At 65.8% G+C, this 20094-nt stretch carries 20 protein-coding genes and 1 riboswitch; of the genes, 11 read left to right on the plus strand and 9 right to left on the minus strand.

From position 1 onward, the window contains the following. Positions 1-8: 8 nt before the first annotated feature. The 6 genes from thiL (at position 9) to VF716_RS19905 (ending at position 4202) form a co-directional block, all read left to right on the plus strand. Positions 9-971 (plus strand): thiamine-phosphate kinase, encoded by a 963-nt coding sequence (gene thiL / locus VF716_RS19880; protein ID WP_095460580.1) that lies wholly within the window; start codon positions 9-11, stop codon positions 969-971. Between the two features lie 51 nt (positions 972-1022). Next, a complete protein-coding gene (locus VF716_RS19885; RefSeq protein ID WP_011912031.1) occupies positions 1023-1520 on the plus strand; it encodes a phosphatidylglycerophosphatase A family protein in 498 nt (165 codons plus the stop codon). A gap of 89 nt (positions 1521-1609) precedes the next feature. Further along, positions 1610-2257: a retropepsin-like aspartic protease family protein gene (locus tag VF716_RS19890; protein ID WP_045159147.1), complete on the plus strand. Its 648-nt coding sequence runs from the start codon at positions 1610-1612 to the stop codon at positions 2255-2257. Positions 2258-2380: 123 nt separating this feature from the next. After that, positions 2381-2998 (plus strand): GTP cyclohydrolase II, encoded by a 618-nt coding sequence (gene ribA / locus VF716_RS19895; RefSeq protein WP_017244894.1) that lies wholly within the window; start codon positions 2381-2383, stop codon positions 2996-2998. Beyond that, positions 2995-3402 carry a hypothetical protein gene (locus VF716_RS19900; RefSeq protein WP_049340828.1) on the plus strand — a complete coding sequence of 136 codons (408 nt, stop codon included), beginning with the start codon at positions 2995-2997 and terminating at the stop codon, positions 3400-3402. Before ribA ends, VF716_RS19900 begins: the two co-directional genes overlap by 4 nt. Further along, a complete protein-coding gene (locus tag VF716_RS19905) occupies positions 3402-4202 on the plus strand; it encodes a cobalamin-binding protein (RefSeq protein ID WP_440552876.1) in 801 nt (266 codons plus the stop codon). Before VF716_RS19900 ends, VF716_RS19905 begins: the two co-directional genes overlap by 1 nt. A gap of 19 nt (positions 4203-4221) precedes the next feature. Here the strand turns inward: VF716_RS19905 and VF716_RS19910 are convergent, their stop codons facing one another. From VF716_RS19910 to VF716_RS19925, 4 genes are all read right to left on the minus strand, one after another. After that, entirely contained in the window at positions 4222-6087 is a 1866-nt protein-coding gene (locus VF716_RS19910; RefSeq protein WP_440552878.1) for a TonB-dependent receptor domain-containing protein, read from the minus strand. A gap of 98 nt (positions 6088-6185) precedes the next feature. After that, a riboswitch (cobalamin riboswitch) is annotated at positions 6186-6402 on the minus strand. Between the two features lie 72 nt (positions 6403-6474). Then, positions 6475-10128: an AAA family ATPase gene (locus tag VF716_RS19915; protein ID WP_440552879.1), complete on the minus strand. Its 3654-nt coding sequence runs from the start codon at positions 10126-10128 to the stop codon at positions 6475-6477. Then, positions 10125-11360, minus strand: a complete 1236-nt coding sequence (locus VF716_RS19920; protein ID WP_440552881.1) for an exonuclease SbcCD subunit D C-terminal domain-containing protein — start codon at positions 11358-11360, stop codon at positions 10125-10127. Before VF716_RS19920 ends, VF716_RS19915 begins: the two co-directional genes overlap by 4 nt. Positions 11361-12393: 1033 nt before the next feature. Continuing rightward, complete coding sequence (locus tag VF716_RS19925) at positions 12394-13266, minus strand: helix-turn-helix transcriptional regulator (protein WP_125886482.1); 873 nt, start codon at positions 13264-13266, stop codon at positions 12394-12396. 312 nt (positions 13267-13578) lie between these two features. Between VF716_RS19925 and VF716_RS19930 the strand changes: the two genes are divergently transcribed. Then, positions 13579-13794, plus strand: coding sequence for a hypothetical protein (locus VF716_RS19930; protein ID WP_014595808.1), 216 nt, complete (start codon positions 13579-13581; stop codon positions 13792-13794). Between the two features lie 7 nt (positions 13795-13801). Here the strand turns inward: VF716_RS19930 and VF716_RS19935 are convergent, their stop codons facing one another. The 4 genes from VF716_RS19935 to VF716_RS19950 are packed head-to-tail and all read right to left on the minus strand — an operon-like array spanning position 13802 to position 16403. Then, positions 13802-15118 (minus strand): sensor histidine kinase, encoded by a 1317-nt coding sequence (locus tag VF716_RS19935; protein ID WP_049341574.1) that lies wholly within the window; start codon positions 15116-15118, stop codon positions 13802-13804. Further along, on the minus strand, positions 15115-15780 hold the full coding sequence (locus VF716_RS19940) for a response regulator transcription factor (protein WP_011912041.1): 666 nt from the start codon (positions 15778-15780) through the stop codon (positions 15115-15117). Before VF716_RS19940 ends, VF716_RS19935 begins: the two co-directional genes overlap by 4 nt. Continuing rightward, a complete protein-coding gene (locus tag VF716_RS19945; protein WP_011912042.1) occupies positions 15780-16085 on the minus strand; it encodes a PepSY domain-containing protein in 306 nt (101 codons plus the stop codon). Before VF716_RS19945 ends, VF716_RS19940 begins: the two co-directional genes overlap by 1 nt. Before the next feature lie 9 nt (positions 16086-16094). Further along, a complete protein-coding gene (locus VF716_RS19950) occupies positions 16095-16403 on the minus strand; it encodes a PepSY domain-containing protein (protein WP_014595811.1) in 309 nt (102 codons plus the stop codon). Between the two features lie 162 nt (positions 16404-16565). Here VF716_RS19950 and VF716_RS19955 point away from each other — a divergent pair, with 162 nt between their 5' ends. Beyond that, positions 16566-16925: a copper-binding protein gene (locus tag VF716_RS19955; protein ID WP_045159153.1), complete on the plus strand. Its 360-nt coding sequence runs from the start codon at positions 16566-16568 to the stop codon at positions 16923-16925. A 1-nt stretch (position 16926) separates the two neighbouring features. Here the strand turns inward: VF716_RS19955 and VF716_RS19960 are convergent, their stop codons facing one another. Next, positions 16927-17706 carry a DUF899 domain-containing protein gene (locus VF716_RS19960; RefSeq protein ID WP_053528042.1) on the minus strand — a complete coding sequence of 260 codons (780 nt, stop codon included), beginning with the start codon at positions 17704-17706 and terminating at the stop codon, positions 16927-16929. A gap of 212 nt (positions 17707-17918) precedes the next feature. Here VF716_RS19960 and VF716_RS19965 point away from each other — a divergent pair, with 212 nt between their 5' ends. The 3 genes from VF716_RS19965 to VF716_RS19975 all read left to right on the plus strand — a co-directional run bounded on the left by VF716_RS19965 (position 17919) and on the right by VF716_RS19975 (position 20064). Continuing rightward, positions 17919-18182 carry a PepSY domain-containing protein gene (locus tag VF716_RS19965; protein ID WP_014595814.1) on the plus strand — a complete coding sequence of 88 codons (264 nt, stop codon included), beginning with the start codon at positions 17919-17921 and terminating at the stop codon, positions 18180-18182. Between the two features lie 150 nt (positions 18183-18332). Next, positions 18333-19217 (plus strand): RluA family pseudouridine synthase, encoded by an 885-nt coding sequence (locus VF716_RS19970; RefSeq protein WP_185750605.1) that lies wholly within the window; start codon positions 18333-18335, stop codon positions 19215-19217. A gap of 64 nt (positions 19218-19281) precedes the next feature. After that, on the plus strand, positions 19282-20064 hold the full coding sequence (locus VF716_RS19975; RefSeq protein WP_125460458.1) for a DNA-formamidopyrimidine glycosylase family protein: 783 nt from the start codon (positions 19282-19284) through the stop codon (positions 20062-20064). Positions 20065-20094: the final 30 nt, after the last annotated feature.

Below are 20094 nucleotides of genomic sequence, written 5' to 3' on the forward strand. Positions count from 1 at the left end.
CGCTCGCCTTGCTGGGTGAGTTCGAGCTGATCCGTCACTACTTCGCCGCCGCCGCTTGCGCCAGGGCCGGCGGCGAAGTCGTTCTCGGCATCGGCGATGATTGCGCCCTGCTGCAGATTCCCTCCGGTGAACAGCTGGCCGTGTCCACCGACACCCTGGTCGCCGGCGTGCATTTCCCCGATCCCTGCGATCCGTTCCTGCTCGGCCAGCGCGCCCTGGCCGTCGCCGCCAGCGACCTGGCCGGCATGGCTGCCACACCCATCGGCTTCACCCTTGCCCTGAGCCTGCCGAGCGGCGATCCGCTCTGGCTCGCCGAGTTCGCCCGCGGACTGGATGCCATGGCGCTCGACTGCAGCCTGCGTCTGATTGGCGGCGATACCACCCGTGGCCCGCTGAGCCTGACCGTCACCGTGTTCGGCCGCGTGCCGTCCGGGCAGGCACTGGTTCGGTCCGGCGCGCAGGTCGGCGATCTGCTCTGCGTCGGCGGCGTGCTGGGCGAGGCAGCCGGCGCGTTGCCGCTGGTGTTGCGGCAGGTCGAAGCCGATGCGGATGTCGCCGAACACCTGCTGGCGCGTTACTGGTCGCCGCAGCCGCAGCTGGCCCTGGGCGAGGTGCTACGAGGCAAGGCCACGGCGGCGCTGGATATCTCCGACGGCCTGCTGGCTGACTGCGGGCATATTGCCAAGGCATCAGGCGTCGCGCTGCAGATCGAGCGTGATCGGCTGCCGTTGTCCGAGCCGCTGCGCCGTTTCGCCGGCGACGCCGAAGCGCTGCGTTGCGCGCTGGCTGGCGGCGACGACTACCTGCTGGCCTTCACCCTGCCGCCTGCCGAGCTGGCGCCGCTGCAGGCTGCCGGCTGGCCGGTGCAGGTCATCGGCCGGGTGATGGCGGGGCAGGGTGTTCAGCTGATCGATGCAGCGGGCAACGAAGTGCCCGTCTCCGAGCGCGGCTACAACCATTTCAATGCGTAAGCGCCGCTGCGAGAGCAGCCGCTTGCCTCCGACTCGATAAGGAACGCTGTTTTGACTGATACCTCACCGGTCGCGGCCAAGCCGCAAACCCTGGTCTGGTCCAACCCTTGGCACAACCTGGCGTTCGGCTTCGGGTCCGGGTTGATGCCCAAGGCGCCGGGCACCTGGGGTTCGCTGGTCGCGCTGCCGTTTGTGCCGCTGTGGCAGTTGCTGCCAGGCTGGGGCTATCTGCTGATGCTCGGCCTGACCATGCTGTTCGGCGTCTGGTTGTGCGGCAAGGTGGCGCGCGAGCTCGGCGTGCACGACCACGAAGGCATCGTCTGGGACGAATTCGTGGGTATCTGGATCACCTTCTGGCTGGTGCCGGAGGGCTGGTACTGGCTGCTGCTCGGCTTCGTGGTGTTTCGCGTGATGGACATCGCCAAGCCGTGGCCGATCAGCTGGGTGGATCGGCATATTCATGGCGGAGTGGGCATCATGCTCGACGATATCCTTGCCGGGGTCGCCGCCTGGGCGGTCATGCAGGGACTGGTGGCGCTGTTGGTTTGATTGTGCGTCCGGTCGCTGCAGGCCGCTGACGGTTGGTGGATGATCGGCGGCTCCGGTCCGGGCGGCCAGGTTTCGAGGAAGGAATAGCCATGCGTAGCATCCCCGTTCTGTTCGCCGGCCTGTTGCTGCTGCCCGCGCTGACACAGGCCGCCTCAATGGTGCAGGTGGTCGGGCTGTTTCCCGGCGCGGCGGTGGTCAATGTCGACGGCCAGCGCAAGCTGGTCAGGGTCGGGCAGACCGGGCCGGGTGGCGTCCAGGTGGTCAGTGCCGACGCCAACGGTGCGGTGCTGAGGGTCGACGGCGTCGAGCGGCACTACAACCTGAGCCGCGAATACAGCGGTGCCTACGCGGCGCCGAGCAAGACCCAGCTGAGCGTGGCCAAGGGTACCGGCGGCCATTACTGGATCGCCGGTGCGATCAATGGCCAGCCGATCCAGTTTCTCGTCGACACCGGCGCCACCTCGGTGGCGATCAACGAGCACCAAGCCCGCCGGCTGGGCATCGACTACCGCGTCAACGGTCGGGCGATGGTGGTGAGCACCGCCAGCGGCACGGCCAAGGCCTGGCGCGTGCACTTGAACAGCGTCAAGGTCGGGGCGATCGAAGTGCTCGGCGTCGAGGCCGTCGTCGTCGAGGGCGGTTCGCCCACCGACGCGCTGCTCGGCATGAGCTTTCTCGGTCGCGTCAGCTGGCGCGAGGAGCAGGGCGTGCTGGTGCTGGAGTCGAAGACGTCCTGAGCGCCGACCGGGTTGCCGGTCTGGACGGCAGTATCGGCGCGCTCGTCGGCGAAACTCTCGCGCCTGATTCGCCCGCAGTTAGTGTTACAATGTCCGCTTTTCTGCCGCCTGGGATTTCCGCCCGTGTCTGTCGTGTTCGTCGCCGCTTCCCAACTGCCGACGCCGTTCGGCGTGTTCACCATGCATGGTTTTCTCGACCAGGACACTGGCAAGGAACATGTCGCGCTGACCCTCGGCGATGTGGCCGATGGCAAGCCGGTGCTGGGGCGTCTGCATTCCGAATGCCTGACCGGCGATGCGCTGTTCAGCCTGCGCTGTGACTGCGGCTTTCAGCTGGAAGCGGCGCTGCGCGCGATAGCCGACGAAGGCCGCGGCGTACTGCTTTATCTGCGCCAGGAAGGCCGTGGTATTGGCCTGCTGAACAAGATCCGCGCCTACGAGCTGCAGGATGCCGGCGCCGATACCGTTGAGGCCAACGAGCGCCTGGGCTTCGCCCCGGACATGCGCGACTACGGTATCTGCCTGCCGATGCTCGAGCATCTGGGCATCGGTGAAATCAAACTGATGACCAACAACCCGCGCAAGGTCAAGGCGCTGCAGGGCTTCGGCATCCGCGTGGCCGAGCGCAAACCGCTGCAGATCGCACACAACCCGCACAACCGCAAGTACCTCGCGACCAAGGCCGGCAAGCTCGGTCATATGCTCGGCGAGATCCACCAGGGCGAAGCCGAACAGTCGTGAGCCGCGTCGCCGCCCGCCGCCAGCTTGCGCGTGACGGCTGGCTGCATACGCTGCTGATGGTGGTGCCTGTGTTGGTGCTCGGGCGCGCATCGGTGGTGGTTGCCGATTGGGGGCTACCGCTCTTCGCTGCTGGCATGGTTTCGCTGTTCTTCAGCCTGCGGGCCTTCACCGCCTTCAAACACGCACTGATCGCCACCGAGCAGGCGCTGGACAGTCCTGCCGAGGCGGAAGCCTGGGCGCGTTTGCGCCGCGTTCGCCGACGCGGCCTGTTGATCGCGTCGCTGCCGGCCTGGTTCGCGGCCGCCGGGGCTCTGCTGGGCATGGAGCCGGTCGCCCGCCTGTTGCTGGTATTCGGCAGCCTGGTGCTGCTGGTGCTCTACCGTATTCCGCGGCAGCTGCACTGATGCGTCTCCTGCTGCTGGCCGCCCTGGCACTGCTGGCTACGTTGCCTGCGGTTGCCGCGCAGCGGGTCGTAAGCCTGGCGCCCTCGCTCAGCGAAATCATGCTGGAACTCGATGCCGTAGACCGCCTGGCCGGTGTGCTGGACGGCGGCGAACGTCCCGCTGCCCTGGCTCAGGTACCGTCGGTGGGGCGTTATGGACAGGTGGAGATGGAGACCTTGCTCAGCCTGCGCCCCGATCTGGTCCTGCTCTGGCCGGACAGCGTGCCGCGCAGCCAGCGCGAGCAGCTGCGGCAGTTCGGTATTCCCGTGCTGGTGGTGGCGCAGACTCGCCTCGACGGGCTGGCCGAGCAATTCAAGGTGATCGGCCAGGCGGTCGACCGCACGGAGCAGGGCGAGCGCCTGGCCGAGGCGTTTCGCGCCGGCCTTGCCGAGCTGCGCACAGCCTACGCCCGTGAACGGCCGCTGCGGGTGTTCTACCAGATCTGGAACCGCCCGCTGTATACCCTCGGCGGGCAACAGATCATCAGCGAAGCCATCGAGGTGTGTGGTGGGCAAAACATTTTCGCCGACCTGACCCTGGCCGCCCCGCAGGTGAGCATCGAAGCGGTGCTCGCCCGCGACCCGGAAGTCATCCTGGCCGGCAGCGGGGCGCAGCTGGACGAGTGGCAGGCCTGGCCACAGCTCGATGCCGTGCGCAACGGGCGATTGCTGGAAGTGCCGGACAAGGGCCTGGAGCGACCGAGCTTCCAGATGCTGGGGGCGATCCGGAAGCTCTGCCAGGTGATGGCGGCAGCGCCCTGAGCGGGCGCGTCGGTAGCGATTACAGCGAGGGAGTCCAGGTGACGGAGACTAGGGCGGTGCGGCCTTCACCCATGTACTCGGCGCCAGTCCAGTGGATGGCTCGGGTGTACTCCTTGTCCAGAACGTTGTCGACTTTGAGTCCCAGGGTGATTTCCGGGGTTGCCTGCCAGCTGCTGCGCAGGCTCAGCAGGCCATAACCAGGCAGTTCCTCAGTGTTGGCGAGTGTGTCGTAGCTGCGGCTGAATGCCTGCCAGGTGGCGCCGATACCGATGTCACCGAGTTGGCGATCGAGATCCAGGCTGAGGGTGCGCTTGGCGCGACGGGGCAGGGTGTGGCCGCTGTCGCGATCGCGCGGATCGATGATGCTCAGGGCGGCGCTGCCCTGCCAGCCAAACAGCTCTTGCTGCAACGAGGCCTCGAAGCCATTTATGCGTGCTTTCTGTACGTTGCGCGGAATGTCGACGAAGACGATGGCGTCTTCAATGTCGGTGCGGTACAGCGAGGCTTGCAGAAGTGTCTTCTCTGCCAGTTGGCTACGCCATTGCAGTTCGTAGGTTTTAGAGCTTTCAGGCTTTAGGTTCGGGTTGGACGAACTGGAGCAGCCGAAGGAAGGATCACAGAAGTCTGGCCAGTACAGATTGTTGAACGTCGGTGCACGGAAACCTTCCGCATAGGACAGGATCAAGTCGTTATCGGCATCGAGGTGATAAGTCAGTGCACCATTGAAGGTGTTCTCGCTGCCGAACTGTTCGTTCTTGTCATGACGCAGGCCGAGCTCGGTCGAAAAAACTTCACCCTGCCAGCTGTGTTGGACGAACAGCGCCTGATTCCAGCGCTCGTCTTCATCGTATTGAGTGTCGCTATTGAGCGAGTCCATATGCCAGTCGAAGCCGAGCAACAGGCTCTGGCCGCTGCCCAGGGCCAGTGTGTTCAGCCAACTGGCCGAATCGCGATAAGTGCTGAACGGGCCGCTCAGGCTGACGTCATCCGCACGCTCGATATAACGGTTTTCGCTATGACCCAGTTCCACGCGGGACGTCCAGCGTTCGTTGATATTGGCGCTGAGAAAACCCGAATAGCTGCTCAGCTGAAAGTCCGAGTAGGGATAAGCGCCGTAGCTACCGTAATCGAATTCGCTTTCGCCACGTTGGTCCAGCACGCTGAAACCACCTTCCAGGCGCTCGTTGAAGCGATGGTTGAGGTTCAGCGAGAAGGCATTGTTGCGGTAGGCGTCGTGGTCACTGTCGGGACGCACACGGCTGTCCGTATGGTTGATACCACGGGTGTCGTCGGCGCTGGCGCTGAGGCTGAAACGGGTGCTTTCGTTGCCGCCGGAAAGCCCCAGGCTGCGCTCCCAGGTATTGCGGCTGCCGTAACCCAGACGCAGGCGGGGATTGAGTCCTTCGCCACTGGCGCGACGCGTGAAAATCTGAACGACCCCGCCAATGGCGTCGGCGCCATAGACCGCCGAGCGTGGACCGCGCAGCACTTCGATACGCTCGATCTGTTCGACGTTCAGGTACTCCAGTGGCGAGCCACCAGCGGAAGCTGATCCGATCCGTTGGCCATCCACCAGCACCAGGCTTTGGGCGCTGCTCGTGCCACGTATGAAAAGGCTGCTGCTGGTGCCGCGCCCGCCATTCTGAATGACTTGCACACCGGGTACACGGTTGAGCAGTTCGCTCACGCTGGAGGGCTGTAGCCGGTCGATATCCTCGCGGGTGAACACCGTGCTGGCAGCACTGCTTTCGCTGCGCTGCTGCACGTCACGGTTGGCCGTGATCAGAGTATCGGACAGCTTCAGTGCGTCCTCGCGGGGCGATGTCTGGGCGAGCGCCAGGCCGGGCGTCAGGGCGATGGCCAGGGCCAAACGGGACAATTTCATCGGTAAGAAATCCTCAAAAGATCGCAGACTTTTGAGGAGGGCAGGAACAAGCGCGAGGATGACGGGCAGCAGCGCTTGACGGTGCTGCCCTCCGCAACACCAGTCGAATCCGTCAGGCCGGTCTCCGGGCTTTCGACACGCATCACGCTCACCTTCCCATGTCGGAACACAGTGGCTGTCGAGCGGACGGCGATCCCTGAGGATCGCGGTCGATTACCGTTGCGGGGGCAGCGCCGGCCTTGCTCTTCGAGCGCACCGGCTTCCCGTTTAATGCGGACCTTTTGGTCGCGCACACCTGGGCGGATAAGAAAACGCGCGAACCTTACGGCCGATGCTGGCGAAACACAAGCGGACCAATGGCCGCAAGGTCTGCCAGCCCGGCGACCGCTAGGACAGCCCGCCGACGATCTTCAGCCCGCTTTGCCCGTTGCCCTGGCGCTGCACCTGAATCTGCACCGGGATGCGTTCGTGCATCTCGGCCACGTGGCTGATCACTGCCACCTTGCGGCCCTGGGCCTGCAGCGAATCCAGCGCGTCCATGGCGATCTGCAGCGACTCGGGATCGAGGCTGCCGAAGCCCTCGTCGATGAACAGCGATTCGATCCTGAGCTTGCTCGACGCCATCGAGGCCAGGCCCAGTGCCAGGGCCAGCGAGACGAGGAAGGTCTCGCCGCCGGACAGCGAATGCACCGAGCGCAGCTCGTCGCCCATCTCGGTATCCATCACCAGCAGGCCCAGCGGACTTCCGCCGCGCTTGAGCCGATAACGGCGGGCCAGCTGACGCAGCTGCACGTTGGCGTGCTGCACCAGAAGATCCAGGTTGTAGGCTTGGGCGATCTTGCGGAAGGCGCCGCCGTCGCTCGAGCCGATCAGCGCGGCGATGCGCCCCCAGCGCTGCATTTCGGCGCGCGCCTCGCCGATCTGTGCCAGCAACGCCTGGCTCTGGCGGCGGCGCTTGTCGTCGTCGAGCAGCTGAGCACGGGTTTCCGCGCAGCGCTGGTCCGCCTGCTCGCATTGCTGCAGTTGCTCGGCATGGCGCTGCTGCAGCCGTTCGATGTCCGGCGTTTCGGCCTGCTGCTGTTTGTGCATGTTCAGACGATTAAGGCAGCCATCCAGCCGTTCGCGGCAGCGGGTCAGGGTTTCGGCGTTCTGCTGCAGGCGCTGGCGCGCCTCGGCCAGCAGCGCGTCGTCCATCTGCAGCAGCTGGGCGAGGATGGTGTCGTCCAGCGCCGGATGGGCGGCGCGCCAGGCGCCCAGTTCCGCGTTCAGCGCGTCGCGTTCCTGCTGCAATTCGGCGTGGCGCTGGCGGCAGTTCTGTTGCTCGCTGTGCAGGCGTGTCAGGCCAAGTTTGCTCTCGTTGAGCTGCTGATCGATCCCGGCCTGGGTTTGCCGCGCAGTCTGGATGGCCGCGTCCAGCTGATGTTGCCAGGCGCTGGCGCTGCTTTGCTCGCCAAGGCTGGTCCGCAGCGCCTGCTGGCAGGCGAGCAGAAGCTTTTCGCGCTCAGCCAGTCGCACGCTGCAGCCTGCCTGTTTCTCCTGACGATGGTGCTGTTGCAACTGTTCGTCGCTGCGGCGCTGTTCGCCCTGGCGCAGCTCCTCGCTCAGCTCGGACTGCGCCTGCAGCTGCTGCAGCCGCGTGGCGATGCTGGCGTCCAGCTGCATAAAGGTCTGCGCCGGGTCTTCGCGCCAGCGCTGCAGTTGCTCGACGGGCAGCAGTTCGGCGAAGGCCGCCAGCTCCTCGTCGAGTTGTTGGCTGTCGCGGGCCAAGGCATCGCGCTGGCGCGCGAGCCGTTGAGTCGCCTCGACACAGGCCTCGCGCGCGGCCTGCCAGGCCTGCTGGAGGGTTTCGCTGCGCTGTTGCAGGGCGAGCAATTGCTGCTGACGCTGGCTGGCGCTGGTGATCTGGCCTTTGAGTGCCGTCAGCTGCGTTTCCAACCATTGCGAACGCTCGGCTTCAGGCTGCTCAAGCAATCGTGCGTGCGCGGGCAGAGCGAGCAGGCGCGGCGCCAGGGCCTGCAGCTGCGCGTCGACTTCGCTCTGGCGCTGCTGGGTCTGGCGCAACTGTGTGCTAAGCGCGACATGGCGATCGCGCAGCTCCTGCAGGCGCTGGTCCTGTTGCTGTAATGCCTGACGCGCGCGCTCGGCCTCGCTGTCATCGTGCCGAGCAAGGCTGGCGACCAGTGCATCGGTCTGTTGCCAGGGATGCTCGTGGCTGCCGCAGACCGGGCAGGGCTCGCCGGGCACCAGTGCCGCGCGCAACGCCTCGACATTCTCGCTGCGCGCCAGACGCTGGCGCTCGAGCACGGCAAGGGTGACCGTGAGCGCCTGCTCGGCCGCATCTCGATCGATGCGAGCCTGTTTGCCCAGCGGTACCAGGCTGTCCAGTTCGGCCTGCTGGTCGGTGGCGGCGTCGGCCAGTTCGCGCCGGCTGGCTTCGAGCGCACGCTGCTGCGACCAGAGCTCGCGCAGGGCCTCGGTTTCGCGCTCGGCCTGGCGCCAGTCGTCGAGCTGTCGATGCAGCTGGGCCAGCTGTTCGGCCAGCCCGACATCGCTGTCACGCTCGCGTTGCAGGTCGTCCAGCGCCTCGCGGGCCACATTCTGCTGGGTTTCGGCGGCCTGGGCCTGCGCTTCCAGCGCGGGGAGCTCGCGCTGGCCTTGCTGCAGACGTGCCGCCAGCTGGACGGCCTGTTGCAGACGCGGACGGTAACCGTCCCATGCCGCACAGAGTGGTTGCAGGGCTGCACTCATTTCGAGTGGCTGTGCCAGCGCCGCGAGCTGTTCGGCGGTGCGCTGTTGCTGCTGCTCGAGCTGTTTGAGCGTTGCCTCGCCGGCGCTGGCCGCGGCATCGGCCTGGACGCTTTCTTCGCGGATCGCGGCAAGGTCGGCGTTCAAATGCTGCAGGCGTTCTTCTTCACGGCGCGCCTGGACGAGCCGCGGCTCGGCGTCCTGGCGCGCCTGTTCGGCCGAACGCAGTTGCTCGCTGGCGGCGCTGCATTGGCTCTGCAGCTCGGCCAGGCGCTGCTGCACGGCCTGTTCCTCATGCTGCAGGCGCGCCAGGCTGTCGGCGGCCTTGTCCAGCAGCGGGCCGAGATCCTGCAGTCGCAGGAAACGATGGCGTTGCGGCGCCAGTTGCTCGAACAGGTCGAGGATGCGCCGGGCCTCGGCGAGGTTTTCGCGCTCGTCTTCGGCATCCTGCAGTTGCTGGCATGCCGCTTCTCGCTCGTTTTCCAGGCGCTGCAGTTCGCTGAGCCATTGCCGCTGCGCTTCCAGCGCCTTGAGCTGCTGCTGCAGCGCTTTCAGTTCGTCGAGCTGAGCCTGATGTTCGTTCTTCAGAACCTCGCGCTGCTCGGGCTCCAGTGGTTGCAGGCCGCCGGCCTGCTGCTCCAGACGGGCGAGGCCTTCCTTCGCCTCCTTGGCGGCCTCGAAGGCGGCCTGGCCGAGGCGGCTGTAGAGGCCGGTATCGGTGAGCTTTTCCAGGAGGGTGCCGCGCTCGTTGTCGTCGGCCTTGAGGAAGGCGGAAAATTCGCTCTGCGCCAGCAGCACGGCGCGGGTGAACTGGGCCAGGGTCAGCCCAAGGCGGGCTTCAAGCAATTCCTTGAATTCGCGTTTCTTGCCGCTGGCCAGGAGCGTGCCGCTGTCGAGATCCGTAAGGCTCTGGCTGCTGGCCTGCAGGCGGCCGTCGATCTTCTCGCGGGCGCGCTTGACCTCCCAGCGTGCGCGGTAGCGGTGGCCGTCGACGCCGACGAAATCGACCTCGGCGTAACCGCTGCCGCAGCCGCGGCGCAGCAGGTTGCGCTCGTCGCCACCGCCGATCTCGGCATCTACCTCGGGCACCTTGTTCAGCGGCGAAACGCTGTCGAGCCGCGGCGTGCTGCCGAACAGCGCCAGGCACAGGGCGTCGAGAATGGTGCTCTTGCCGGCGCCGGTAGGGCCGGTGATGGCGAACAACCCGGCGCTGGCCAGGGGTTCCGCGGTGAAGTCGATGACCTGCTCACCGGCCAGCGACGCCAGGTTCTTCAGGCGGATGGCGAGGATTCTCATCGGTCATCCTCCGTATGGGCGAACTCGACCCGTTGCAGCAGCGCGGCGAAATCGTCCAGCGCCTGTTCATCCGCCGGGTTGCCATACTCGGCCTCCCATGCGCGGGCGAACAGTTCCTGCGGGGTGATCTGGTCGAGGCCGAGCAGCACGTCCGATTCCGTCTCGCCGCGTTTGCCGGCGTATTCGCTGGCGATGCGCACCAGTCGGCAGGTCTTGCCGGTTATCGCGGTTTCGATGCGCTGGCGCAGGTCCGGCAGCGGTTCGTCGAGCAGCACGCGTACCTCCAGCCAGGGCAGATGTTCGTCGAACAGGCCGGTGGGCGGCAGCGCCTCCAGCGCGGCGATCACCTCGGCCAGCGGAGCGCGGCCGATGCGGATCATCTCCACCGCACGCGGCACCGGCAGGCTTTCGACCTGCGCCAGCTGCTCGCCGTCGAGTTCGACCAGCAGCACCTGATGCGGGTAATTGACCTCGGCGAAGGACAGCGGCAGTGGCGAGCCGCTGTAGCGGATGCGCGCCTGCCCGGCGACCTGCTGCGGCTTGTGCAGGTGGCCGAGGGCGACGTAGGCGACGGACTCGGGAAACAGGCTGGCCGGCAGGGCCTCGGCATTGCCGATGACGATATTGCGCTCGGACTCCTCCGACACCGCGCCGCCGGCCATGTGCGCATGGCTCATGGCAACCAGCGCCTGGCCGGGCTGGCGCACGGCCTCGGCGGCGGCGATGAGGCGTTCATGCACCTGGCGAATGCCGGCCATGTAGTCGTCGCCCAGCGTCATTCCGGTGACCTCGGCCGGGCGCAGGAAGGGCAGGGTGAGGCACCAGGCGGCGGTGTTGCCAGCGGCGTCGTGCAGCGGCACCAGCAGCCGCTGGTGGTCCAGCTGGCCCTCGGCGACCCAGCTGATGCGGCCGACGGCATGGGCATTGAGGCGCCTCATCAGCGGCGCCGGCAGCTCGATGCGCCCGCCCGAGTCGTGGTTGCCGGCGATCATCACGATGTCCAGCTGCGGGAGCTTTTCGTGGGCGCGGACGATGAAGTCGTAGAGGCGCTCCTGGGCCTTGAGTGGCGGGTTGACCGTGTCGAACACGTCGCCGGCGATCAACAGGGCGTCGGCGCGGTGGGCTACCAGCTGGTCGAGCAGCCAGGCGAGGAACTGCGCGTGTTCGTGGTCGCGGTCCTGCCCGTGGAGGGTCTGGCCGAGGTGCCAGTCGGAGGTGTGGATCAGGCGCATGGGCTTTGGGCTCTCGTTGAGCGAAGGTGGGCGCGCCGTGACGTTGGGACGGGACGCAATTTGTTTGGAGATTTTGGTGGGGCGGAGCGCAATGCCCGGTGTCTGGGTGTGGCGCTTTCCGTAGGGTGGAAAACCGCGCAGCGTTTTCCACCTTGTTGGGCGCCTATGCCTGCGAACGTCGCAGCGCTTTCCTCGGCCGGAACTACAGGTCGCGCCTTGCACGGCGCGTCACTTTCTCTTGTCTCGCCAAGAGAAAGTAACCAAAAAGAAGGCCACCCCGACATCCGGGCTAGGCGCCCCCGGTTTGCTACACAAAACTCCCTCCCTCCGGCGCTGCTCCGGGGGCCGTCGCGAAGGGACGTCCCTGTCCCTTCGCTCCTCGCTCGGCGTCCATGCCTCGCGTCCCCCTGCGCAGCACCTCCACTCGGCCTTCTGACGGGGGCTGGAGTCCGAGCCGACTGGAAGTTTCTAAACGGGTCCGTAGCGTGGGTAACGCGAAGCCTGTCCACTGGTTTGCAAATTAAGCCGCGCTGGCCCGGCAAAAACTTGCTTGAAGCCTGCGGTGGAAAATGCTGCGCAGTTTTCCACCCTACATCACCGGCGAGACATGGGGGCAGAGCTGTCTGTAAGTCTCCGGCGGTAGTCCCAGCATGATGTTTCTTGCACGAACGAGCAGGCGGCACCAGTCGCCCCTTCAGGAGGGTGAGCGGAGCCGTCGTGGAGAGGGGCGAGCGGCATGGATGCCGCGAGAGCCGTAAAGGGCCATGGAGGGCCCTTGTACGGCGGCCCTCGGAGCGGCGGCGTAGCGAGCGAACCCGTAGCGAAGCGACGGGCCGGATGCGGGGGCAAGCGTTTTTGCTTACTTTTTTCGCGACTGAAAAAAGTAAGTCGCCCAGCAGGGCGAAACCTGAGCTAAATGCCAAGAAAAGCGCGGCGCTCACATACCGAAATCCGTGCCGACGCCCTTCGCGGTCAAGACCGCTCCCACATGGAGGCAGCGGTCCTTCACGGTCACGACCACCCTCACAAGCCCTCACGAGTACAACCACCCCTTCAACGCCTGCAGATTCCCCACCTGCAGCTGCTGCGCCGCCGCATTGGCCTGCACGGTGTTCGGGTCGATGCCGAAGCGCTGCAGCACGTACTGCACCAGTGCGCCACGGGTCTCCACCGGCAGTTGACCGTCGAGCATGCCGTAGTCCACCTCGATGATTGCCTTCTGTGCCGGGCTCAGGCGCGCATCCGGCTCGATCAGCACCGTCACTGGCGTGTTCCAAGCCTCGTCCTGCTCGCGGGTGTGTTCGCTTTCGTCCATCAGGTCCGGCTCGCCACGGAAGCGGCTGAGCACGAAGTCGCGGTACGCGCGGTTCTTCTCGCAGTAGGCCCGCACATGCCAGCGCATGCCGGTGAAGACCAGCGTGTGCGGCGCCATCACGCGAATCTCCATCTCCGGGTTGGCCAGCGAGACGTACTCGCTCTCCAGGCGCAGCCCCTCGCGGCAAGCCTGCAGGATCGGGCGCAGCACCTCGGGGCGGATGCTGCGGTCCGGCACCTGCAGCACTTCCGTATGTGCATAGGCCAGCGCCAGGCCTTCGATGTGCGGAGCGCGCACGCGGTTCTGGTCGAGCAGGTGCAGGTAGGCGCTGGCGCTGCCGTCGATGAACAGTGGCTGGAAGGCCTTGCTCGGCTTGTAGCCTTTCAGGTGACGGTCATATGTCAGGTTTTTGGGCGCATGTTCGTTGAGGTAGGTGTTGATGTCCTTCGAGGCCTGCTGGCGGCTGATGCCGAAGCTCTGCATCAGGTGGCCCGTGGTCAGGCGGCCTTCCCACCAGGCGATGGTCTCGATCAGCCGGTAGCGCAGTGCCAGATCCCAGCGTATCTGACTGATCGATTGCTTCCTTTTCATCGCTGTTGCACCTGTACCAAAGGTTTACATGCCTATGTCGAGCAGGTCGACGTGTCGTGCAACGCTACATATATTCAGGGTGTGTTTCAACTCGGCGAGGTGACCGACATGAATCTGCTGATCGCTGCACTCACGTGGTCCGGCGTGGCCTTTGTCGCGATGGCGTTACTGGCCTGGCTGGCGTACGCCGACGGCGAGCGAAAAGGGTGAACGGGTTACCGTTTGGTGAAGGCTGAGCGCTTCCCGATGGACGGCTGGAATCTCCGACCCCTGAACATGGTCTTTGTGTCAGGCTCACTGTAGAGATGCTCCATGAAGACTTTGTCCCGTCATCTGGCCGAAACCTTCACTTCGCAATACCGCACCCGTGTCGAACCAAAGGCGGACGGCCGTCTGGAGGTTCACGTCGGTTACCCGATCAATGGCACCCACGCCACGCGTATCGTCGCCGGGCATCAGGTACAGAACACGCTGTTGGTGGAGACCATTCTCGAAGACATGCGTAACGAACTGGCCCGCCCGCAGTAACCCCCGCTCAGCGCACCGCGGGCAGTGCGATACGCACGCGCAGCCCACCCAGCGGACTTTCCTCCAGGCTCCACGCTCCACGCCACGCCGTCAGGATGTCGCTGACGATTCCCAGCCCCAGGCCGTGCCCTTCTGCGCGTTCGTCCAGCCGCACGCCGCGGTTGATGACCTGCTCGCGCTGTGCCGCGGGAATTCCCGGCCCGTCGTCGTCCACCAGCAGCACGAAGCCGTCGCGCGTCTGCTCGATGGTCAGCTCGACGCGGCTGCGCGCCCATTTGCAGGCGTTGTCCAGCAGGTTGCCCAGCAGCTCGAGCATGTCTTCGCGGTCACGCGGCACACGGCAGCCAGCCGGGGCGTGCCAGCGCAGCTCGAGGTCGGCGCGGTGAATCATCGCCAGGGTGTCGAACAGCGCCGGCAGTTCGGCATCGCAATCGAAATGGGCACCGGGCAGCACATCCACCGACAGTCGTGCGCGACCCAGCTCGCGGCTCACGCGCTGCTGGATCTGCTCCAGCTGTTCCAGCAGGCTGGCCCGCAACTCGGGGTGGGCGGCCAGTTCTTCGCGTTGTACCAGGCTGCCGAGTACCGCCAGCGGCGTCTTCAGCGCATGACCAAGGTTGCCCAGTGCATGCCGTGAGCGTTGCAGGGTTTCCTCGGTATGGCTGAGCAGGTGGTTGATCTGCTCCACCAGCGGTTGCAGTTCCACCGGCGCCTGCTGGTCCAGCTGCTGGCGCTGGCCCTGCTGCAACTGGGCGATCTGCTGTCGGGCGCGCTCCAGCGGGCGCAGCGCCAGGCCCATGGCGTAGCGCTGCAACAGCAGCAGGGCGAGCAGGGCGAAGCCCACCAGCCCCAGGCCGCTCAGCCGCACGCGGGCGAAGCTGTCGAGAACCGGTGTGTAGTCCTGCGCCACGCTGATGATGATCGGTTGGCCGTCGCGGCGGTATTCCGCGCGGTAGCCCAGCAGGCGTTGCTCCTGCGGGCCATCCAGCAGGTCCTCGGTCAGGCCCGGGCGCTCCGGCCATTGCGGCGTGGCGTCCCACAGCGAGCGTGAACGCCAGGTGCGGCCGGGGAGCTCGATCTGGAAGTAGTGTCCGGAAAACGGTCGTTGATAGCGCGGGTTCAGGCGCTGCAGATCCAGCTGGTCGCCGTTCGGCCCTTTGACCAGCGCTACCAACAGGCCCTCGGTCTCTTCGCGCAGATCGGTTTCCAGGCTGCGCCTGAGACCGGATTCGAACAGCCAGAGGCTGGTCTGCACGAGCACCAGCGCCACCAGCAGCAGGGTGGCGATGAGGGCCAGGCCGAGGCTGCGCTGGATCGACTTCACGCCGCGCCGCCGAAGCGATAGCCCTGGCCGCGGCGCGTTTCGATCAGCTCGCGGCCGAGCTTGCCGCGCAGCCGGTTGACATGTACTTCGATGACGTTGGAATCGCGCTCGGTTTCGCCGTCGTACAGGTGTTCGGTGAGTTGGGTTTTCGACAGCAGCTGGCCCGGATGCAACATGAAATAGCGCAGCAGGCGGAACTCGCCAGCGGTCAGCTCGATGTCCTGGCCGTCCTTGCGGCAGCACTGGCGTGACTCGTCCAGCTCCAGGCCTCCGGCCTGCAACATCGGCTGGTTGGCCAGACCGTGGGCACGGCGCAGCAGCGCCTGGATGCGCAACAGCAGCTCCTCGGGATGGAAGGGTTTGGTCAGGTAGTCGTCGGCGCCGGCCTTGAGACCATCGATGCGCTCGGCCCAGGAGCCGCGTGCGGTGAGGATCAGTACCGGTGTGGTGACGCCGGCGGCGCGCCAGGCGTGCAGCACCTCCAGCCCCGGCTTGCCGGGCAATCCGAGGTCGAGAATGATCAGGTCATAGGGCTCGGTCGCGCCCTGGTATTCGGCGTCGCGGCCATCGGTGAGCCAGTCGGTGGCGTAGCCCTGGCGGCTGAGACTGGCGACTAATTCGTCAGCCAGCGGAACGTTGTCTTCGACCAATAGCAGACGCATCAGTCTTCCTCGTCCTTGATCAGGCGGCCATCGCGAGCATCGAACTCCAGCTCGCGGGCAACGCCCTGGGTGGTCAGCAATTCGATTTCATAGACGTAGAGGTCATCTTCCTCTTCCAGCTCTGCCTCCAGCAGACGCGCCCCGGGGTAGCGTTCCATTGCCCGCTGGATCAGCGTCTCCAGCGGCAGGATCAGCCCTTCGCGGCGCAGCCGCAGGGCCTCGTCCTGATCCAGGTCGCGGCTCACCGCCGGGGTGGCGGCGAGCAGCAGAACCAGTGGCAGCGTTACAAGAAGAGGGGCACGCATGGGTGGCCTTTAGTCATCCTGTTGATCCTTCAGCACTTCGCCGGTCTTGGCGTCGAGCTCCAGATCCCATTGCACACCTTTGTCGTCGCGCAGTTCAAGCTGATAGACGTAGCGGCCGTACTCTTCTTCCAGTTCGGACTCCTCGATGGTGGCGCCGGGGTGCTTGGCCAGGGCCGCTTCGTTGAGCTTCTCGAACGACTGGATGGTACCGGCGTCACGCAGGCGCAGGGCTTCATCCGGGCCGATGTCCTTGGCCAGCGCCAGGTTGGCACCAAGGGCGAGGGTGGCGGCGGTCAGCAGGGTAGTCAGTGTTTTCATGGTGTTGATTCCTGTGGTTGGTTTCGACGATTCACAGGTTACGAGGGCTGGCTTACACGAAACTGAATGTCGCCCGCCGGCTACGAATGCACCATTCGAGCGAGGGCGCCGAGCGCCCCGGCGACTACGCTTGCAGTGGTTCATCAGATGACGGATAGCGCCATGAAACCTCTGTCGTTCTCGCTGTTGGCTGCGCTCTGGCTGAGCAGCGGCCACGCCTTGGCAGAAGACCTGCTCAAGCCCTCCACGGCTGCGCCAGCGGTGGACGATGTTCTGCCCGGTGACGGTCTGGAAGCCGCCACCACTCACCAGGCCCAGGGTGTGATCCGCGAGCTGGACCGACACCAGGGCAGCGTCACCATCGCCCACGAGGCGATACCGGAGCTGAAGTGGCCGGCGATGGTGATGCCGTTCAAGGCCAGCGCCGCTCAGCTGCAGGGGCTGGGCGTGGGCGATGCGGTGGAGTTTCGCTTCACCGACGGCGAGATGGACCCGCAGATCGTCAGCATCCGGCGACGTTAGCTCAGCGCCGCATCTGCTCGTGGCAGCAGCCGGCGGCCGGCTCCGTTCGCCCGTCAGCGGCGACGCGATCATCGCTGTCGTAGCGGTCATGCAGACGGACCCAGTCGGTAAGGTCGTGTCGCGGACCGGTCTCGTTGCGGCCGTTCGGCGTCATGTCCAGCAGCACGTAGGTGCCGAGCAGCTCTTCGGCGCCGCGACCAAAGGCCGAAAAGGTGTGGAAGATCTCGCCCTGTGTGTCCCGGTAGAAGACGCTGAAACCCGACAGCTCCTCGCAGACGAAGGGCTGCCAGGCATAGTTGTAGAAAACCTTGCCCTCGACGATGTCCTCGTCATCGAAGGAGACGTGAAAGTCGCGGTTGAACGAGTTGCCGGCCGACGACAGCCAGCGGAACTGCCAGCCCATACGACGGCGGAACGCCTCCAGCCGCTCGAATGGCGCGCGGGAGATGGCGGCGAAGCTGACGTCATGATGCAGCAGGTGCAGCAGCGCGCCGCCGATGTGATCGGCCTCGAAGGAGCAGCCCACGCAACCCTCGCTCCAGTCCGGGCCGAACATGAAGTGCTTGATCACCAGCTGGCTGCGGCCCTCGAACAGCTCGCTCAGGCGAACCGTGCCGCCAGCGTCGTGAAAGCGGTAATCCTGGCCGATGCGCCGCCAGGGCAATTGTCGGCGCTTCTCGAAGAGTGCGTCGCGTTGGCGGGTGAGCTGCTTCTCCTCGCGCAGATGAGCGCTGTGGGCGGCGAGCCAGTCCTGGTCGGATACGACCTTGTGCGTTGTCATGGCAAAAACCTCCGTGCATGGATCGGTGGCAGGGCCCGCGTCGCGCAGCGATGCCCCTGTGAAGGAGTCGTCTGGCACCTGCCGGAATCGACAACGAGCCGGCGAATGCACACCGCGGCGGTTGAACTTAGCGGCCGCCGTTGGGCTCGTATTTCAGGCAGGGGCCAGCACCAAAGGCCCGATACGATCCCGTTCGCAGAAGGAAAAACGAGATGTACAACAAGACACTGACCGCCGCGTTCGCTGTTGCCATCCTGGGTTCCGGTGCCGCCTTCGCCGCCGACAAGCCCGGCGCCGACTGGATCACCCTCGAGCAGGCCGTGGAAAAGGCCAAGGCCGCCGGCTACACCGAGCTGCACGGCATCGAAGCCGATGGCGACGGCTGGGAAGGCGAGGGCATGAAGCAGGATGGCAAGAAGTACGAGTTCAAGATCGACGGCCGCACCGGCGAGGTGACCAAGGACAAGGAAGACTGATACGTCTGCCGCGCGGCCGAAACGCCGCGCCGGGTTCATCGACCGTCCGGGTCGTGGACTCGTCTCTCGTCTGCCGCGGCGCTTCCCGCAGGAGGCAGCCGCCGGCAGAGCGGGTATCATCGATGCTCCTGTCGTTGTGCACCCGATCCGATGCCCCCCTCCGATTCCCGTCCCAGCACCCTGCACCTGCCCCAAGGCGACTGGCCTACGGTGCTCGACTGCCTGTGCGAGCGCTTTCCGGCAATCGACCGCGCCACCTGGCTCGATCGCATGGCCCGCGGCCGGGTGCTGGATGCCGACATGCAGCCGATCGACGCGGCCCGGCCGTACCGGGTCGGCATGCGCGTGCATTATTTCCGCGAGGTGCCCAACGAGACGCCGGTGCCGTTCGAAGAGCGCATCCTGCACGTCGACGAGCATCTGGTGGTGGCGGACAAGCCGCACTTTCTCTCGGTGATGCCGGCTGGCGAGTACGTCAACGAAACCCTGCTGGCGCGGCTCAGCAAACGGCTGGGTAACGCCGATCTGGTGCCGATTCACCGTATCGATCGCCTCACCGCCGGGCTGGTGCTGTTCTCGGCCAACCGCGAGAGCCGCGACGCCTACCAGGCGTTGTTCCGCGAGCGGCGGATCGCCAAGCGCTACGAGGCGATCTGCCCGGCACTGCCCGGGCTCGAGTTTCCCCTGCGCCGGCAGCTGTGCATGGTGCCGGGCGAGCCGTTCTTCCTGATGCGCGAAGGCGACGGCGAGCCGAACAGCGAAACGCTGATCGAGGTGCTCGAGCGCCGCGACCACCTCTGGCGCTACGCCCTGACGCCAATCACCGGGCGCAAGCACCAGCTGCGTCTGCATATGGCGACCCTCGGCGCCGGTATCTGCAACGATCCCTTCTACCCGCAGCTGCTACCGCGCGAGGAGCGCGACCAGGACGATTACAGCCGCCCGCTCAAGCTCCTGGCGCGTGGCTTGCGCTTCCGCGATCCGCTGAGTGGTGAACCGCGCGAGTTCGAGAGCAGTCTGCAGCTGGCCTGGTAGCGCGCTACGCACCTTCGCCGCACGGGCGAGTCTGATCGACAAAGGCAGATCAGCTGGTGCATCCATGCCCGAAGGTCCATCCATCGTCATTCTCCGCGAGGAAGTCGCGGCGTTCACCGGTCAGCGCATCGAGCGCGCCGAAGGCAGTGCCAAGGTCGACAAGGCACGGCTGACCGGCCAGGTGGTGCGTGAATTCCGCAGCTGGGGCAAGCATCTGCTGATCGAGCTGGAGGATGTCTCCGTGCGTATCCACCTGCTGCTGTTCGGCAGCTACCGCATCAACGAACGCAAGGACTCCACGCCGCGCCTGAGCCTCGGCTTCGCAGACGGCGAGCTGAATTTCTATGCCTGTTCGGTGCAGTTGATCGAGGGGCCGCTGGATGCGGCTTACGACTGGAGCATGGATGTGATGAGCGCGGTCTGGAGCCCGCGCGGCACGCTCAAGCGCCTGCGCGAGCACCCGCGTCTGCTGGCCTGCGATGCGCTGCTGGACCAGACGCTGTTCGCCGGCTCCGGCAATATCATCAAGAACGAGGTGCTCTATCGCATCCGCGTGCACCCGCTGTCGCTGATCGGCGAACTGCCGCCAGCCAAGTTACGCGAGCTGGTGCGCGAGGCGCGCACCTACAGCTTCCAGTTTCTCGAGTGGAAGCGGGCCGGCGTGCTCAAGGCCAACTGGCTGGCGCACGGCAAGAACACCTGCGCGCGCTGCCGGATTCCGCTGATGAAGGCGAAAGAACTGGGGCGCAGCCGGCGCCGGGCGTTCTTCTGCGAGCGCTGCCAGAAGCGCTACGGCGATGCCACGCAGATCAGCCCCGACCAGCCGAGCGCGGTGGATGAAGGATAGGCGGACGACGGCGCAGCCTTGTCCGCGCGG

It is taken from the genome of Stutzerimonas sp. Brlt_14, assembly GCF_051948915.1.
GTDB lineage: Bacteria > Pseudomonadota > Gammaproteobacteria > Pseudomonadales > Pseudomonadaceae > Stutzerimonas > Stutzerimonas stutzeri.